The 16,392-nt window shown below is 63.3% G+C and carries 14 protein-coding genes; 2 read left to right on the forward strand and 12 right to left on the reverse strand.

Annotated features, from left to right (window positions below):
* Positions 1 to 90 precede the first annotated feature (90 nt).
* The 6 genes from PTZ19_RS11950 to PTZ19_RS11975 form a co-directional block, all read right to left on the reverse strand.
* The gene (locus tag PTZ19_RS11950; protein ID WP_276354702.1) at positions 91 to 1,317 is read right to left on the reverse strand and encodes an aminotransferase class I/II-fold pyridoxal phosphate-dependent enzyme; all 1,227 of its coding nucleotides are present in this window, start codon (positions 1,315 to 1,317) and stop codon (positions 91 to 93) included.
* 36 nt (positions 1,318 to 1,353) lie between these two features.
* Positions 1,354 to 1,845 (reverse strand): Lrp/AsnC family transcriptional regulator, encoded by a 492-nt coding sequence (locus PTZ19_RS11955; protein WP_276354703.1) that lies wholly within the window; start codon positions 1,843 to 1,845, stop codon positions 1,354 to 1,356.
* 87 nt (positions 1,846 to 1,932) lie between these two features.
* Complete coding sequence (locus PTZ19_RS11960; protein ID WP_276354705.1) at positions 1,933 to 2,472, reverse strand: hypothetical protein; 540 nt, start codon at positions 2,470 to 2,472, stop codon at positions 1,933 to 1,935.
* 379 nt (positions 2,473 to 2,851) lie between these two features.
* Entirely contained in the window at positions 2,852 to 3,385 is a 534-nt protein-coding gene (locus PTZ19_RS11965; protein ID WP_276354708.1) for a hypothetical protein, read from the reverse strand.
* 136 nt (positions 3,386 to 3,521) lie between these two features.
* Positions 3,522 to 3,941 carry a DUF350 domain-containing protein gene (locus tag PTZ19_RS11970; RefSeq protein ID WP_276354709.1) on the reverse strand — a complete coding sequence of 140 codons (420 nt, stop codon included), beginning with the start codon at positions 3,939 to 3,941 and terminating at the stop codon, positions 3,522 to 3,524.
* 13 nt (positions 3,942 to 3,954) lie between these two features.
* Complete coding sequence (locus PTZ19_RS11975) at positions 3,955 to 6,318, reverse strand: endonuclease MutS2 (RefSeq protein ID WP_276354968.1); 2,364 nt, start codon at positions 6,316 to 6,318, stop codon at positions 3,955 to 3,957.
* Positions 6,319 to 6,444: 126 nt separating this feature from the next.
* Between PTZ19_RS11975 and PTZ19_RS11980 the strand changes: the two genes are divergently transcribed.
* Together PTZ19_RS11980 and PTZ19_RS11985 are read left to right on the forward strand one after the other, a co-directional pair.
* Positions 6,445 to 6,807 carry a phage holin family protein gene (locus PTZ19_RS11980; RefSeq protein ID WP_276354710.1) on the forward strand — a complete coding sequence of 121 codons (363 nt, stop codon included), beginning with the start codon at positions 6,445 to 6,447 and terminating at the stop codon, positions 6,805 to 6,807.
* A 182-nt stretch (positions 6,808 to 6,989) separates the two neighbouring features.
* On the forward strand, positions 6,990 to 7,364 hold the full coding sequence (locus PTZ19_RS11985) for a cupredoxin domain-containing protein (RefSeq protein WP_276354711.1): 375 nt from the start codon (positions 6,990 to 6,992) through the stop codon (positions 7,362 to 7,364).
* Between the two features lie 112 nt (positions 7,365 to 7,476).
* On the opposite strand, the gene zapA is transcribed toward PTZ19_RS11985, so the two are convergent.
* The 6 genes from zapA to PTZ19_RS12015 all read right to left on the reverse strand — a co-directional run bounded on the left by zapA (position 7,477) and on the right by PTZ19_RS12015 (position 16,301).
* Positions 7,477 to 8,739, reverse strand: coding sequence for a cell division protein ZapA (gene zapA, locus PTZ19_RS11990; RefSeq protein ID WP_276354713.1), 1,263 nt, complete (start codon positions 8,737 to 8,739; stop codon positions 7,477 to 7,479).
* Positions 8,740 to 8,859: 120 nt separating this feature from the next.
* The gene (gene pheT, locus PTZ19_RS11995) at positions 8,860 to 11,307 is read right to left on the reverse strand and encodes a phenylalanine--tRNA ligase subunit beta (RefSeq protein ID WP_276354714.1); all 2,448 of its coding nucleotides are present in this window, start codon (positions 11,305 to 11,307) and stop codon (positions 8,860 to 8,862) included.
* A 46-nt stretch (positions 11,308 to 11,353) separates the two neighbouring features.
* Complete coding sequence (gene pheS, locus PTZ19_RS12000) at positions 11,354 to 12,388, reverse strand: phenylalanine--tRNA ligase subunit alpha (RefSeq protein WP_276354715.1); 1,035 nt, start codon at positions 12,386 to 12,388, stop codon at positions 11,354 to 11,356.
* A gap of 1,119 nt (positions 12,389 to 13,507) precedes the next feature.
* Entirely contained in the window at positions 13,508 to 14,332 is an 825-nt protein-coding gene (gene thiD, locus PTZ19_RS12005) for a bifunctional hydroxymethylpyrimidine kinase/phosphomethylpyrimidine kinase (RefSeq protein ID WP_276354717.1), read from the reverse strand.
* Entirely contained in the window at positions 14,329 to 15,474 is a 1,146-nt protein-coding gene (gene thiO / locus PTZ19_RS12010; protein ID WP_276354718.1) for a glycine oxidase ThiO, read from the reverse strand. The genes thiD and thiO overlap by 4 nt, the downstream gene beginning before the upstream one ends.
* Positions 15,474 to 16,301 (reverse strand): thiazole synthase, encoded by an 828-nt coding sequence (locus tag PTZ19_RS12015; protein WP_276354969.1) that lies wholly within the window; start codon positions 16,299 to 16,301, stop codon positions 15,474 to 15,476. Before PTZ19_RS12015 ends, thiO begins: the two co-directional genes overlap by 1 nt.
* Between the last annotated feature and the right edge of the window lie 91 nt (positions 16,302 to 16,392).

The following is a 16,392-nucleotide window of genomic DNA, read 5'->3' on the forward strand; positions in this document are numbered from 1 at the left end:
ATTCTGCCATACTTCCGAAAAAGATGAAAACCATGGTAATTATAGCAGTCTATTTGCGATTTCACAACAATATTCGATAGATTCCCCGGTTTATTTGATCTTGTTCAAAAAATTGCCAATTCTTTCGAGCGCCTCGTTCAACTGAGAAACGGAGGTGGCGTAGCAGCAGCGGAGGAACCCTTCCCCGCCTTTGCCGAACACGTGGCCGGGAACCGCCGCGACTTTCGCTTCCAGCACCAAGCGTTGGGCGAATTCTTCCGAGCTCATGCCGGTCGATTGGATGGATGGAAACGCGTAGAACGCTCCCTGCGGCTCATGGCAAGGCAGGCCAATCTGCCGGAAACCCTGTACGACCAGCCTTCTGCGCTGATTGTAAGACTCGATCATCCGGTCCTTCTCTTCCAGTCCCGTCGGGCTCAGCGATTCCAAAGCGGCGACCTGCGCCATGATCGGCGCGCACATGATCGTATATTGATGGATTTTCAGCATGGCGGAGATCAAGTCGGGATGCCCGCACACGTATCCCATCCGCCATCCGGTCATGGCGAAAGCTTTGGAAAATCCGCTGACCAGAATGGTCCGGTCCTTCATGCCGGGCAGCGACGCAAAGCTGACGTGTTTGGAGCCGTACGTCAACTCGGCGTAGATTTCGTCCGTAATGACGATCAAATCGTGCTCCCGCACCAGCTTGGCGATCGGCAGCATATCCTCGTAGGTCATGATGCCGCCCGTCGGATTGCTGGGATAGCAGAGAACGAGCACTTTGGAACGGGGCGTAATGGCGGCGCGCAAGTTTTCGGCCGTCAGTTTGAACTGGTCTTTGGCGAACGTCTCGATGCCGACCGGAACGCCGCCGGTCAGCGCGGTGATCGGGCCGTACGGAAGGTAGGTCGGCTCGGGAACGAGGACTTCGTCTCCCGGCTCCAGCAATGCCCGCAGCGCCAGGTCGATGCCTTCGCTGCCGCCCACGGTCACGACGATTTCCTTGGCCGGATCGTAGTCCAACTGGAATTGGCTGTTCAGGTAGCCGGCAATCGCATCCCGAAGCTCCGGCATTCCGGCGTTGGCGGTATATTGGGTCCTCCCTTTTTCCAGGGAGTACACGGCCGCGTCCCGCACTCTCCACGGCGTAACGAAATCAGGCTCCCCGACGCCCAGGGAAATGATGTCCTTATCCTTGCTGTTGCTCACCAAATCGAAAAAACGCCGGATTCCCGAAGGAGGAATGGCCCGGACTTTGGAGGACAAAAACCGCTCGACTCCCGAGTTTTCCGGGATTTCGACGGCGGTCTGCGACATTTCCTTATCTCTGATCATGGACACCGATCCTTTGCGCTTAGCGGACGGTTATGCTTACGGGGACACCAACAATCGACCGTCGTCCTCGAATTCCTCGAAAATGATGCCGTCCTGCTTGTATTTTTTCAAAATGAAGAACGTTTTCGTCGAAATGACGGAGTCGATGGTCGCCAGCTTGTTGGAGACGAAGGAAGCGACTTCCTTCAGGTTTTTGCCCTCGATCTCCACGCACAGATCGTATGCGCCGGACATCAGGTAGACGGATTTCACTTCCGGATACAGGAAGATGCGCTCCGCGATGCTCTCGAAGCCGCGTCCCCGCTCCGGGGTGCACTCCACCTCGATCATCGCCGTGACCTTCTCGTCGTCCACCTTGCTCCAGTTCACGACCGCCGCGTACTTCACGATGACGTGGTCCCGTTCCAGCTCGTCGATCGCCGCCGCCACTTCCGCCTCCGTAGAACCCAGCATGGTGGCGATGGTCGCCGCGGACAAGCGCGCGTCTTCCTTGAGCAGGTCCAGGATGCTTAACTTCAGTTGATTCATCGCGATCCCTCTTTTGTCTAAGATCCGGTTCCCCCGGCATCCGGCGAAACGTTTCGGACTGTTCTTAAGATTACTCTTCATATTACATCAAAAACAGGCTCGGTGGGAAGACGGAAAACCGTTTGGGGCAAGCGGAGCCATTGGAAAATGACGGGAGCCCCTCGGCCGGAGAATGGCTGCGTTTGGCATCGCATCGTTCGTATCTCTTTTCCAGCCATTGCGTAGCGCGCCCGTCACGAGCAGCGAAACGGGCATGCTGAGCGCGAGGCCGAAGACGATGGTCAGCGCCGGGTCAGCGGAAAATACGCCAGCGTAACGCAATAATTGCCTCCACGGCCTTGGCCGTTCCACGATATCGTCGTAACCGATCCGGATGACGATCCAACCGTCGTTGACCAGATGCATGTGACGGATCCGTTCATCGCAGAATTCCAGGAAGTCCCTCACCTCGTATTCGGGATGCAAGTACTCAAGGTTGCCGAATACCGGAATCCAAATTTTTCTCTGCATCTCTTTCTCCGCATGTGCGTGCCCGGCCTCCAGACGGCGTTTGCGTTCTCCCTTCCTGCGTGCGAGATGGCTGTCCAGCCATTTTCGGTGCTCCTGTTCGAATCGGTCCATGCTCATCTTGATCCCCTCTTGACGACCGGCAAAACAAAACGCCGCCATTCCGGACTCTCGTCCGAAATCGGCGGCGCATGCTTTGCGTCGGAATATGAATTTATAGACATACTATGCCGTTTTTGTCGGCGGTTCAAGAGGGTGCGATATAAAATTATTGCGTTTGGGCAATAATTCCGCCGCTGATCCGTTCGCTCGATCGGAATTATTGCGTTTGAGCAATCATTCGGGGGTCTGCGCGAGTAAGAGTGTACATTTCCCCCATTTTATTGCCTAAAAGCAATAAAATCGCTCCGATGAGGCGTTAGTTGGCCAAATTATTGCTTTAAAGCAATAATTCAAAAGCGGCGTGGAAAGAGGCCGGAGTTTCCGGGGTTTCCCTCGCCTACAGACGGCCGCCGCCGCGAAGATTCGCCCGGCTCAGCCGGACTTCCATGTCGCGGCGGTCCGACTCGGACAGCACGTGCTGGACGTTGAAGCAAGAAGGGCACACGTACACGGTCAGCGAGAACGGGGCTTTCAGCACCGGGCCCCCGAGCATCTCATGCTCGAGCGGCCGAAACGACTCCGGCGACACGATCCGCTCGCCCGCCTCCAGCATGTACTCCCGGCACATCGGACATTCCGGGGCGGCTTCCTGGTCATCCATCAGCCGCTCGACCGTTTCTTCGAATTGAAGGAGCGTCTCGTTCTTCTCCCTCAAGTCGCGATCCTCCATCCAAGACAGCCCTTCCTCGCCGCCTGCCGGGACCTCGCCCTCTTCCTCTGCTTCTTCCTCTTCATCCGGATCGTCCAATCCGATCGTCAGCGTCCGGTAGCCGTCCAATTCATTTTCGCATATCGGACAATATTTTTCCGGCTCGGCGCCTTCCTCTTGGGGAATCTCGTTCTGACACCATAGACACACGACAACGGCCATTTCCGTGCCTCCCTCCCGTTGCTTCGATTCAGCTTCTTATCCTGCGTTCCATAAATACACGACGCCCAAAACGATGAACAATACCGCAACCGCGAACAACGTGCCCCACAAATACTTCATCCGGTCTTCCTCCGATTCACATCACCGCAGCGCCGACCACGTAGGAGAGCGAGACGGACAGGATCATGGCCAGCAGGCCGACGGCCCGGTTGTCCTTCGCGATTTCCTCGTCGATCCGGAACACCGGGGTCAAAAACTCGAACAGAAAATAGGCGGCCAGCAGCAGCACGAAACCGACGGCGGCCCAAAGCAGGCTTTCGTAAATCGAATCGTTGGCGAGGATCGAGAAACGGAAAATGTTGCAGATTCCGAAAATTTTCCCGCCGGTGGCCATGGCGGCCGCCACGTTTCCCTTGCGGATTTCTTCCCAACCATTATACCGGGTCACCCGCTCGAACACGCTCAGAAACACGAGCAGCGCCAGGACGCCCACCGAAAAATAAGCCAGGACGGACGCCAGCGGATACCGCATCATCGAATCGACCAAGCCCTGCATGGGATCCCCTCCGTCAGCGGAGTTCGGCGACCGTTACGCCCGCACCGCCCTCTCCGTAATTGCCGAGCCGGTAGCTTTTCACGTGCTTGTGCCTCCGCAGGAAATCCTGCACGCCGGCGCGCAGGGCGCCCGTGCCTTTCCCGTGGATGAGGTAAACCTGGCCCAGGTTGGCCAGGAACGCTTCGTCGAGGAACCGGTCGACTTCCAGAATGGCCTCGTCCAGCGTAGCTCCCCGCAAATCCAGTTCCGTCCGAAGGTTCTCGTCCCTCGTACGCTTTACGGAAGGCGCGGTTTGCACCTGCGGCTTGGCTGCCGCTTGCTTTTTGACGGGCTCCAGGTCGGCCAGCGCGACTTTCATTTTCAAAATGCCGAGCTGCACCAAGGCTTCCCCGCCCCCGGACAACTCGACGACATGCCCTTTCTGACCGCCGAGCGATAACACTTTGACCTCGTCGCCGGGTTCGATCTTGGCCGCCTTTCCTCCGCCCGAAGGGCGGGGACGCGCCGCCGCGGCCGGAACCGCGTCGTCCAGCCGCCGGCGGGCCTCGATCAGCTTATGCTCCTTGACGGAAGCGCCTTCCTCCAACGCCATCCGGCGAAGATCGGCGATGATCTCCTCGGCTTCGCGCCGCGCTTTGGACACGGCGGCCCGGGCTTCCTCCCGCGCTTCGTCCAGCAGCTTGGCCTTCTGCTCCTGGAACTTGCGGCGCTCGTCTTCGATCTGCTGCCGAAGCTTCTCCACCTCGGCGCGCAGCCGTTCGGCGGTCGCGCGCTCGGATTCCGCCCGCCGGCGGTCTTGCTCGAGCGAGGCGATCATCGTGTCGACTTTCAGCTCGTCCTCGCTGACTTCGCCGCGGGCATGCTCGATAATGCTGCGCGGAAGGCCCAACCGTTCGGCGATGGCGAACGCGTTGCTTCGCCCGGGAACGCCGACGAGCAGCCGGTACGTCGGCCGCAGCGTCGCCGCGTCGAACTCCATGCTGGCGTTGACGAGTCCCTGACGGTTGTACGCGTAGGCTTTCAGCTCGCTGTAGTGCGTCGTCGCGACGATCCGGCAGCCGATCCGGTGCAGGTGCTCGAGAATCGCGATCGCGAGCGCCGAGCCTTCGGCCGGATCCGTTCCGGCGCCGAGCTCGTCGAGCAGCACGAGGCTGCGGGACGTCACCTGGCCCAGGATGGAGATCAGATTCGTCATATGGCTCGAGAACGTGCTCAAATTTTGTTCGATGCTCTGTTCGTCCCCGATGTCGGCATAAATCCCGTCGAACACGCAGAGCGTGCTGCCTTCCGCGGCGGTGACGAACAGCCCGGACATGGCCATCAGGCTGAGCAGGCCGATCGTTTTGAGCGACACCGTTTTGCCGCCCGTATTCGGACCCGTCACGATGATCGCGGAGTAAACGTTTCCCATCTCGACGTCGATCGGCACGACCTGCTTCGGGTCGATAAGCGGATGCCGCGCCCGCCGCAGATCGAGCCTGCCCTCGTCGTTCATCGACGGCAACGTCGCGAAGTCGGATGCCGCCAAGGCCGCTTTGGCAAAAATAAAGTCGAGCAAGCCCAGCGTTTCCGTATCTCCGATCAGAAGGTCGGCTTTCTGCCCCGTCAGCTCGCTGAGCTTGCGCAGCACCCGCTCGATTTCCTTCTGCTCGTTCAGCTTGAGCTCCCGGAGCTTATTATTGAGCTGCACCACGGCTTCCGGCTCGATGAACAGCGTAGCCCCGCTGCCGGACTGGTCGTGCACGATGCCGCCGAAATGCCCGCGGTATTCCTGCTTAACGGGGATCACGTAACGATCGCCGCGGATGGTGATGAGCGCCTCCTGCAGCATTTTCTGCACGGAGGAGGATCGGATCATGCTCTCGAGCTTCTCGCGGGCGCGTCCCTCGCTCACCCGGATATCCCGGCGAACGGAAGCCAGTTCCGGACTGGCCGCGTCCAGGACGTCGCCTTGATCGTCGATGCATCGGCGGATTTCGTCCTCGAGCGGCTTGCAATCCGTCAGAGGTTCGCAAAAATCCTCGAGCAGCGGAATTTCGGCTTCTTCCGAGACCGAAGCGACGTATCGCTTCAGCTTCCGGATCCCGGCGATGAGCTGCGCGATATCGTACAGCTCGCTGGGCTGCAGCACGCCCCCCAGCTTGGCCCGGGTCAGGGACGGCCGGACGTCCGTAATGCCGCCGAACGGCGCGGAGCCTTTCAACGCCGACGCCCGCGACGCTTCATCCGTCTCCCGAAGCAGCCTCTGCGCTTCCCGCAAGTCGCGGGTCGGCCGAAGCCGTTCCGCATGCTCCTTGCCGATCGAGGTGGCGCAGGCGGCCGCCAGGCGGCGGACGATTTTATCGTATTCCAATGTATGGAGCGCCTTGTCGTTCACGGCGTGATTTTCCACTCCTCTCGCCCCTTATTATAGCCGAACCGTCCGATCTTGCGAAACCTTCCGCTCATAGGGAAGCGAAGAAAGGATACACTAAGCTTATCTCTCGCGAAGGAGGCAGCAGTCATGACTTTTCTCGGACACGTCGTACGTTTCGTCGTATCCGCGCTCGTGCTGATGCTGGTGGGGTGGCTCGTTCCGAACTTCACCGTCGGCGGGTTCTGGAGCGCACTCCTGCTTGCCCTGGTCATCGCTTTGTTCGGTTGGATACTGGAAGGGATTTTCGGCCGCAACATTTCCCCGTTCGGCAGGGGGATCGTCGGATTCCTGTCCAGCGCCTTGGTCATCTGGCTGGCGCAATTCGTGGTGGGAGGCGTAAGGGCGACGATCATCGGGGCCATCCTCGCCGCCTTGGTCATCGGGATCATCGACCTGTTCATCCCCGTGGGCAGTCCGTTCCGCGCCGCGAAAAACCCCACGCGCAGCTAACCTCGGCGAGAACGGCTGAGCATACATTCCCCCCGGCTTGCCGGGGGTCTGCGGCATTTCCGGGCAGGTTCCGCCTGGGGCAGGATGTTCACGAAGCCGTCAACTTTCGGGTAAACCGGCATTCGGCTCCTATGATAAAATGGAAACTGAAAATTTCCATTTCATTGGAGGAGGAACCGGAAGTGCGGCAATCCATCGCAGCTCTGCTGATCCTCGGCGCCCTCGCGTTCGCGTTGTCCGCTTGCGGCGGCAAGAGCGACGAGACGGCCGGAGCCAGTCCGGCGGAATCGCAAACCGCCTCGCAGGAAATCGTCATCAAGGCGTCGAACTGGGCATTCGACAAACCCGAATATATCGTCCCCAAAGATACGCCGGTCAAAATCGTCCTGGAGCTCGACGGCGGCCACGGCATCAAGGTCCCGGGAACGGACATCAACCTGGGACCCGGCCACACTTCGACCGTCGTCACGCTCAAGGCCGGCACGTATGACTTCCGTTGCAGCATCATGTGCGGAAAAGGCCACAACGACATGGTTTCCAAACTGGTCGTGCAGTAACGGGCCTGCCCAGGCAAACGGGATCGCGTCAGCAAAAAGAAGCCTCCGCTCCACTGCCCGCGGCAGTGAGGACGGAGGCTTCTTCCGTATCCATGGATCTTGAACGCCAACCTTACGGCTGTTCGAGCAGGTCGATCCATTCGTTGAATTCGTTCTGCAGCTTCGCGTACTCCTCGCGCAGCGCCTCATGCTCGCGCCGCAGCGCGGCCAGCTCCGCTTCCGCCCGCGCGCTCCGCTCGGCTTGCTTCCGCGCCTCGCGCTCGCGCTGCGCTTGGGAGGCGGCCCACTCCGCCTCCCGCGCGTCCAAGGCGGCGGCCTGCGCCAGCGCCGCCTCCAGTTCCCGCGCCGCCGCTTCCCGGTCGGCGCTCATCCGCCGCTCGGCCTCGGCAGCCTCGGCCAAGCGCGCTTCCGCGGCCGCGATCCGTTCCTCCGCGGCCTCCCCTTCCCGCAGCGCGGCAGCGAGCCGCTCCTGCAGGTCGCGCGCCGATTCGCGCGCTTCCCGCTCCCGCTCCTCCGCTTCGCGCTTCAGCCGGTTCGCTTCGCCGAGCTCCCGTTCGGCGCGCTCGCGCGCGGCCGTGAGCGCGCGTTGGCGCTCCGCGGCTTGGGCCTCCGCCGTCTGCCGCTTGCGCAAATCCTCGGCCGCTTCGCGGCGCAGCTCCTCCGTTTCCTTCGCGAGCCGTTGGTGGTCCGCCTCCAGCTTGGCGCGCTGTTTCAGCCAGTCCATTTCGCGGGCGAGCCATTCCGCCTTCTCCCCGGCCCAAGCCGCCCGTTCCGCTTCCAATGCGGCCTTCTCTTCCGCCCAAGCCGCCCGGTCCGTCAACCACGCCTCCCGGTCGGCCGAGTGGGCGGCGTCTCTCTCTTCCAGCAGCCTCTCGGCTACCTTGCGGATCTCGGCCTGCGCGCGTGCGGACCGATCCTCCAGCTCGGCCATTCTGGCGGCGAGCTCCTCTTCGGAACGCCGACGCTCATCCCGCCGGTCCGCTTCCCACCGTTCGGCCAGCGCCGACTGCTCGGCCCGCAGCGCTTCCACGCGGGCTTCGGCTTCCGCTTTCGCCGCCTCCATCGCGACCCGCAGGGCCGCATTCTCGGATACGGCGCGATCCAGCTCTTCCGCGATCCGCCCGCGTTCCTCCGCATCCCGCAGCAGGGCCTCCACGTCCGCTTGCTGCTTCAGCATCTCGTCGGCCATGTTCAGCGCCGCGAGCACCGCCAGCTTCGGCAAATCCAGACGGGGATCGCTCTCCGCGAACCGCTGGATCCGCTCGTTCACCCAAGCCGCCGCTTTCCGCATCTGTTCGGGGTTCGAACGCCCTTTGATCGAATAAGGGGTTCCGTATATCTCAACCGTCACGCGCGACACGTTCTCATCCGCCATGGCGAGTACCTCCATTCCCATTGCCTGCCGCCCCTGGTCGGCAAAAAAAGCAGCGAAGTCCTTCAAGCTCCGGCATTGCGGCTCTTGAAGGTATTCGCTGCGCGCGATTCCGTTTCCTGCCTATTTGCGAAGCTCCGCGCCGAAAGATTGTTCCAATTCCGCCAATACCCGGGAATGGACGTCCGCGACTTCCTCATCCGTCAGCGTGCGGTCCGCGTGCCGGTAGACCATCGCCAAAGCCACGCTCTTCCGGCCTTGGCCGAGGCGTTCGCCGGCGTAAACGTCGAATACCGATACGGACTCCAACAATTCGCCGGCCGCCTTGCGAACCGCCTCCGTAAGCGCTCCGCCCGTCACGGCATCGTCCACGACGACTGCCAAATCCCGCTCCGCCGAAGGGAACTTCGGCAACGTGCGGTACAAAATCCGGCGGTTCGCCGACTCGTACACCGGCGCGAGTTCGATTTCGGCCGCGAAGGCGTCCGGAAGGTCGAACGCCCGCTGCAGCTCCGGATGCAGCTGCCCGACGTAACCGATCGTTTCCGATCCGTGCCCGGCGCGCAGCTTCACGGCCGCCGTGCGGCCGGGATGGAACCCGTCCGGCGACGCCGCTTCGTAATCCACCAGCTCGCCCATCCCAAGCCGGGCGAACGCCGCTTCCAGCAAACCTTTGGCGTCATAGAAATCGACCGGCTCCGCCTTGCGGTTCCAGCCTGCCGGCCGCAGATGCCCGGCGAGCAGGATCGATAGCCGCGGCTTCTCGTGCGGCAGGCGCGTCAGCGACTCTTCCTGCGTATGGTAGACGCTGCCGATTTCGAGCAGCGCCACGTCTCCGTTTTTGCGCGACAGATTGTAGGCCGCCGCTTCCAGCAAGCCGGGCAGCATCGTCGTCCGCAGAACGCTGCGCTCTTCGCTCATCGGCATCGCCAGCGCGATGGGCCGCGCGCCTTGCGCCAGCTCCGCGAACATCGACGCGCGTTCCGGCGAAGTGACCGAATAGGAGATCGCCTCCGACAAGCCCGCCCGGGTCAGCGTCGTCCGGAGTTCCCGGCGGATCGCCTGGGCTGTCGTCAGGGCGCCCGTCGTCGTCGGCCCTTCGATCGGCGTCGTCGGGATTTCATCGTAGCCGTGCAATCGCGCGACTTCCTCGATCAGATCGACTTCGCGGCGGATATCGCCGCGCCGGGTCGGTACGGTCACGCGCCACAAGCCGTCCTTCGCCGATTCCGCGTGGAAGCCCAGCCGGGCAAGCAGCGTCTGGACCTCCAATGCCGACAGCTCGGTGCCCAGCAGCCCGTTCGCCCGCGAAAGCGCCAGATCGATGACCGCCGGCACCGGGATTTCCGCGACTGCGGTCGCCGCCCCTTTCGCCGCATGGCCGCCCGCGTAACGAACCATGAGGTCGGCTGCCCGGTCCAGCGCGGCGGCGACTCGGCCGGGATCGACTTCCTTCTCGAACCTCGCCGAGGCTTCCGAACGAAGGCCGAGCTGGCGGGACGTCTTGCGCACGACGCCTCCGTCGAATTTGGCCGACTCCAGAATGATCTCCGTCGTATCCGGCGCGACTTCGGAATTGGCCCCTCCCATGACGCCGGCGAGCGCGATGGCCTTTTCCGCGTCGGCGATGACGAGCATGCGGGGATCCAGCTTGCGGACCTGCCCGTCGAGCGTTTCCAGCGTTTCGCCTTCCCGCGCCAGACGGACTTCAATATGGCCGCCGGCGACTTTGGCCGCATCGAACGCGTGCAGCGGCTGCCCGTATTCCAGCATCACGTAGTTCGTGATGTCGACGATGTTGCTGATCGGCCGGATGCCCGCCGCGATCAGCCGATTTTGCATCCAGAGCGGCGAAGGGCCGATTTTCACCCCTCGGATGTAACGTGCCGAATAGATCGGACAGAGCTCGGGCTCCTGCACCGTCACCGATACGCGGTCGGCCGTCTTGTCCGCCCCTTCGATCAGGTCCCGTTCCGGCTGCGGCAGCTTGACCGGCCGTCCCGTCAAGGCCGACACTTCGTGCGCCACGCCCAGCAGGCTGAGGCAATCGGAGCGGTTCGGCGTCAGATCGAGCTCCAGCACGTGGTCGTCAAGCCCGAGCAGATGAACCGCATCCGCTCCGACGGCCGCATCCGGCGGCAGCACCAGAATGCCTTCTTGCAGCTCCTTCGGCAGCAGCTTGTCGTTGATGCCCAGCTCCCGCGCCGAGCAGATCATCCCTTGGGATTCCACGCCTCTCAGCTTCGCGCGTTTGATCTCCAGGCCCCCGGGCAGCTTCGCCCCGATCAGCGCGACCGGGACCTTCTGCCCCGCGGCCACGTTCGGCGCGCCGCACACGATCTGCAAATCCTCGCCCTGGCCGGCGTCGACCGTGCACACGTTCAGCTTGTCGGCGTCCGGATGCTTTTCGCGCGTTTTGACGTACCCGACCACCACTTTGCTGACGCCCAGGTTGCGGGACCGGACGGCGTCGATCTCGATGCCGCCCCGCGTCAATTTTTCGGCCAAGCCTTCCGGTTCAATGCCGCTTACATCGATATAGTCGGATAACCACCGATAGGAAACGTTCATGGGTAACTCCCCTTTTTATGCGAAAATGGCGTTCACGGACGCGTCGTCACATTTTGGCGAACTGCTTCAGGAACCGCAGGTCGTTCGAATAGAAATGGCGGATGTCGTCGATCTCGTATTTCAGCAGCGCGATCCGCTCGATCCCCATGCCGAACGCGAACCCGGATACTTCCGTCGGATCGTAGCCGCCGTGCTCGAGCACCTTCGGATGGACCATGCCGCAGCCGAGGATTTCGATCCAGCCGGTGTGCTTGCACATCCGGCAGCCATGTCCGCCGCACTTGGCGCACGTCACGTCGACTTCCGCGCCCGGTTCCGTGAACGGGAAAAAGCTCGGGCGGAGCCGGATCTGCATTTGCGGCCCGTACATCTCGCGGACGAATTGCAGCAGCGTGCCCTTCAAATCGCTCATGCGGATGTTCGGCCCGACGACGAGTCCTTCGATCTGCTGGAACATGAAGGAGTGGGTCGCGTCGTCGTCGTCCCGCCGGTACACCTTGCCCGGGCAAATGATCTTGACCGGCGTCTTCCCGTTCGCGGCCTGCATGGTGCGGACTTGTACGGGAGACGTGTGGGTACGGAGCAAAATTTCGTCCGTGATGTAGAACGAATCCTGCATGTCGCGGGCCGGATGGTTTTTGGGCAGATTCAGCGCCTCGAAGTTGAAGTAGTCCGTCTCCACTTCGGGACCTTCCGCGATCTGGTACCCCATGCCGAGGAAAATGTCTTCGATCTCCTCCTGTACTTTGGTCAGCGGATGCAAGCTCCCGATCGCGGGCGCCTTGCCCGGCAGCGTGACGTCGATCGTCTCCGCCCTGAGGCGGCGGGCCGTCTCGGCGCGGTCGAACGCTTCCTGCTTGTTCGCCAATACTTCTTCGATCGCCGCCCGCACGTCGTTGGCGACTTGGCCGATGACCGGCCGCTCTTCGGCGGACAACCCGCCCATGCCTCTTAGGATTTCGGTGAGCTTGCCTTTCTTGCCCAAGTACTCGACCCGGAGATCGTTCAGCGCCGCGGCGTCCGCCACGGCTTCCAGCCGGTCCAGCGCTTCGCGCCGGAGGGCTTCCAATCGCTCTTTCATGGCTCGTTCTCTCCTTTAGTGAATCGTGGTTATTCTTTCGGGCCCCGAAGGGGTCCGTAACGACCGCGAAGGTTTACGCTGTTATACCGGGACCGCTCAATCCGGCTGAGAGTCGATCGGGCTAACGGACACAGCGGACGCTATTCGGGCCATACCGTGAACGTTCGGAATCTAACGGACACGGATGCGCTTATTCGGGGGAAAACACCACTCGATGCCGCGACTTAGCGCCGATAAGGGCCGCTATGTCCGTTACATTTCGAAGATGACCGTTTATCGCCAAATAGCGGCTGCGGTGTCCGTTAGGTTCGCCGCCCGTTCGATGAAGCGCCCTATCGCGGCAGGGGATTGGCCGTGCCTACCAGCTTAACGCCTCTTCCTGAGCGAAGGGGATATCCCCATGGCTCAGGAAAGCGAAATCGGCGGCCGAGCCCATCCTGCAGGACGGAGCTTGGCTTCCGCTCGAGGACATCGTCGGCAGCGAATCGGCGCGTGTCCGTTTGGCCGAAGAACGGCAGCGGCAAACAAAAAAGCCCTTTCTCCCTGAAGGGACGAAAGGACCGTGGTACCACCCTTGTTGGAATGCGCTGCCCCGCCGGGCTGTCCGGCGTCCGAAGACGCGCGTATATACGGCGTTCGGGGCGGACGGCATTCCCGCTTTCCGCGGCGTAACGGGCCGCTGCCGGTTCCCCCTACTGGCATCGGGCCAAGCGGCCGCGCGCGTTCAAGGGACAACTCCGGAGTGAATTTCGGCAGCCTGGTTTCCTAGGGACGCTCCCAGTCTCCGGCGTCCCCTCCCTGCAGGAAGGCGCTGCTTACTTGTCTCCATCACAGCATTTCGAAAATATATCGTTTATTATAGGGCAAACGAGGTTCGCAAAGCAAGCGGGAGCGTCGTAATGGGCCGGCGTGGGCCGCGGAGACGGTGGCCCGAGGGGGTGGACCCCCGGACTCGATCCCGCGGCTGCGATCCGCGCAATCCCCGGAACCGGATTTCGGCGGGTTTGACCCCGGGACGCGTGGCTGCTGCGCGGTACGGACCTTCGGACGGAAACCCGGCGGGAGCGGCCCGGGACGCGAGCCCTTAGCCGGGATGATCCGCCGATCGTAACCCGCGATCTAGCGAACATCCTGTTCCTCCCGCCAGGAGGAATGCCGGAGGCTGCCAACCCCGCGGCCGAGCGGCATCGCGCGGCGGATCGCGGCCGCCACGAACGCCTTCGCCAGACGGCATGCGTCCGGCACGGCCAAGCCGCGGGCCAATCCGGCCGCGGAGGCGGAAGCCAGCGTGCAGCCGGTGCCGTGCGTGTGCGGCGTCGAAAGCCGGGGGGCGCGGAGCCACAACGGTTTCTCATCGCAGCCGACCAACAAGTCCGCCGCCTCTCCGCCGGAGCGATGCCCCCCTTTCAGCAGCACATTTCGGGGACCCTTCCCGAGCAACGCTTGCGCGGCATCCACCATATCCGCTTCCGATCGGATCTCCTCCTCACGAATGCCGAGCAAAGCGCAAGCCTCCGGCAGGTTCGGCGCGAAGATCTCCGCCATCGGCAGCAGCAGCTCGCGCAGCGCGGAGAAAGCCTCCGCGCCGGCAAGATCCGTCCCGTCCTTCGCCGAACGCACCGGATCCACCACGAGACGCGTCACCCCGTAACGCCGGCAAACCCGCGCGACCCGCTCGACGATCTCCGCCGTCGGCAGCATTCCGGTTTTCACGGCGTCCGCGCCGATGTCGGACAGCACGCTCTCCAACTGGGCTTCCACCATTTGCGGCGAAACGGGCTCCACGCGCTGAACGCCCAGGCTGTTCTGCGCGGTGATCGCCGTCACCGCGCTCATGCCGAAGACGCCGAGCTCCTGGAACGTTTTCAGGTCCGCCTGAATGCCCGCTCCCCCTCCCGAGTCCGAGCCCGCGACGGTGAGCGCGAGCGGCATCTGGCCGCTCATCGGGAAGCTCCGGCGGCCAGGCGGGTGAACCGTTCCGGAGCGAACGCCCCGCCGTACGCCAAACCAGCGGGCCGTCCGTCCAGCAGGTCCCCCACCCAGCGGGCGGTCGCCGGGCTCAGCAGAATGCCGTTCCGATAATGTCCCGTTGCGACGACGACCTCCGGCATTCCGGGCACGGGACCGATCAAGGGCCAGCCATCCCGCGTCGCGGGACGAAGGCCGGCCCAGCTGCGGGAAGGCTGCCGCCCGCCCAGGAAAGGAAACATTTTGCCGCTCCACCGGGTCAAGCGGCCGATGCCCTTCTCCGTTACCGACCGCTCGAAGCCCGCATGATCCTCCGACGCCCCGCACACCAGGCTGCCGTCTTGTTTGCCGACCCAATACGCCTGGCTGGAGAACACCATGTGCCGTACTTCCGGCGCCGCCTTCTCGTAGGCGCAGATTTGCCCGCGGATGGGATGCACCGGGACGGCAATCGGAAGCCACCGTTCCCAGAGCGGACTCCAGGCTCCCGCGCACAGCACGGCGCGATCCGCCGCCAACGCGCCCGCCCGCTCCGTTTCCAAGACGGCGCCCGCCTCGCCGCGCGTTTCGAGCTTCGTCACCCCGCCCGCGTCCCCGACGAGGGTTACGCCGGACCTGCGGCAAGCCTCCTCCAGCGCCCGGACCAGCTTCGGCGCCGATACGTGGCTTTCGACCGGGCACCACAGCCCCGCCAACGCCTCGCCGGTGAGCGCAGGCTCCAATTTCCGCAAGTCGGCCGCCTCCAGCAGCTCGCAACGCCCCCCGTATGCGGACTGCCACGCCGCACGGCTTTGCAGCGGAAGCCAGTCGGCCTCGTGCAGCGCCGCCGCCACGCTTCCGGCCCGCCGCCATTCGGCGTCCATGCCGGACGCCTCCTCGACCTCGCGCACGAATTCGGGATAGGCGTTCAAGCTGTCGAGGCACAGCCGGAAAAACGCGTCGGGTCCCGCCGCGTTTTCCGAGAAGGGGGCCAGCATGCCCGCCGCGGCGCCCGACGCTTGCCCTCCGAAGGTTTCCTTCTCGACGACCGTCACGCGGAATCCCCGTTTGGCCGCTTCCCAAGCGCACGAGAGCCCGACGATCCCTCCCCCGACGATAAGAACCGATCGCCCCGCCATTACCATCCGGCCTTTCCCAAGACGGCCGCCCCGCCCGGCGGCCCGAATAGGCTGCCCGCCGGATCGCTGCTGGCGGAGGCGTATTTCTTCTTGGGAATCCTCCCCGCGATCCCGGAGAGACGGCCGGCTTCGAGCGCCAGCCTCATCGCCCGCGCCATCGCGGCCGGGTCACGGGACTTGGCCACGGGCGTGTTGACGAGAACGCCGGCGGCCCCGAGCTCCATCGCCTGCGCGACGTCCGCGGCCGATCCGATGCCCGCGTCCACGATGACGGGCACGCGGGCTTGCTCCGCGATTAATCCGATCGCGTACGGGTTCAGGATGCCGAGGCCCGTGCCGATCGGCGCCCCGCCCGGCATGACCGCCGAAGCGCCCGCTTCTTCCAGCCTCCGGCAAACGATCGGATCGTCGGAGGTATAGGGAAGCGCGACGAATCCTTCCTTGACGAGCCTTTCCGTCGCTTTGAGCGTTTCCAGCGCGTCCGGAAGCAGCGTCCGGGGATCCGCGCTGATTTCGATCTTCACCCAGCGCCCGAGGCCGGCTTCCCGCGCCAGTCGGGCGATGCGCACCGCTTCGTCCGCCGTGCGGGCGCCGGAGGTGTTCGGCAAATAGACCAGCCCGCGGTCTTCCACGTGCTGGAGCATGGAGTCGTCGCCCGCCGCGTCCAGATTGACGCGGCGCACCGCGAACGTAATGACTTCCGCCCCGGAAGCGTCCAAGGCTTCGCGCAGCACGGCGGGGCTGGGAAAATGCCCCGTTCCCAAGAAAAACCGCGAAGACAGCCTGCGGCCTCCGATCACCAGATCGTCCAAATCCGCTTGATCCATCCGATCCGCCTGTTCGATCCGAATTGCCCCATTCGCCAGAAAGTCCCGATTCGCCTGCACGACTTGTTTGGCCCCATCCGCCGGATAATCC

This window comes from Cohnella caldifontis, assembly GCF_029360585.1.
GTDB classification, from domain to species: domain Bacteria; phylum Bacillota; class Bacilli; order Paenibacillales; family Paenibacillaceae; genus Cohnella; species Cohnella caldifontis.

What these genes read in the sequence shown, in the direction of transcription:
- PTZ19_RS11950 (WP_276354702.1), bottom strand. Translation starts at nt 1,317, where the DNA reads ATGATCAGAGATAAGGAAATGTCGCAGACCGCCGTCGAAATCCCGGAA.
- PTZ19_RS11955 (WP_276354703.1), bottom strand. Translation starts at nt 1,845, where the DNA reads ATGAATCAACTGAAGTTAAGCATCCTGGACCTGCTCAAGGAAGACGCG.
- PTZ19_RS11960 (WP_276354705.1), bottom strand. Translation starts at nt 2,472, where the DNA reads ATGAGCATGGACCGATTCGAACAGGAGCACCGAAAATGGCTGGACAGC.
- PTZ19_RS11965 (WP_276354708.1), bottom strand. Translation starts at nt 3,385, where the DNA reads ATGGCCGTTGTCGTGTGTCTATGGTGTCAGAACGAGATTCCCCAAGAG.
- PTZ19_RS11970 (WP_276354709.1), bottom strand. Translation starts at nt 3,941, where the DNA reads ATGCAGGGCTTGGTCGATTCGATGATGCGGTATCCGCTGGCGTCCGTC.
- PTZ19_RS11980 (WP_276354710.1), top strand. Translation starts at nt 6,445, where the DNA reads ATGACTTTTCTCGGACACGTCGTACGTTTCGTCGTATCCGCGCTCGTG.
- zapA (WP_276354713.1), bottom strand. Translation starts at nt 8,739, where the DNA reads ATGGCGGATGAGAACGTGTCGCGCGTGACGGTTGAGATATACGGAACC.
- pheT (WP_276354714.1), bottom strand. Translation starts at nt 11,307, where the DNA reads ATGAACGTTTCCTATCGGTGGTTATCCGACTATATCGATGTAAGCGGC.
- pheS (WP_276354715.1), bottom strand. Translation starts at nt 12,388, where the DNA reads ATGAAAGAGCGATTGGAAGCCCTCCGGCGCGAAGCGCTGGACCGGCTG.
- thiD (WP_276354717.1), bottom strand. Translation starts at nt 14,332, where the DNA reads ATGAGCGGCCAGATGCCGCTCGCGCTCACCGTCGCGGGCTCGGACTCG.
- thiO (WP_276354718.1), bottom strand. Translation starts at nt 15,474, where the DNA reads ATGGCGGGGCGATCGGTTCTTATCGTCGGGGGAGGGATCGTCGGGCTC.
- PTZ19_RS12015 (WP_276354969.1), bottom strand. Translation starts at nt 16,301, where the DNA reads ATGGATCAAGCGGATTTGGACGATCTGGTGATCGGAGGCCGCAGGCTG.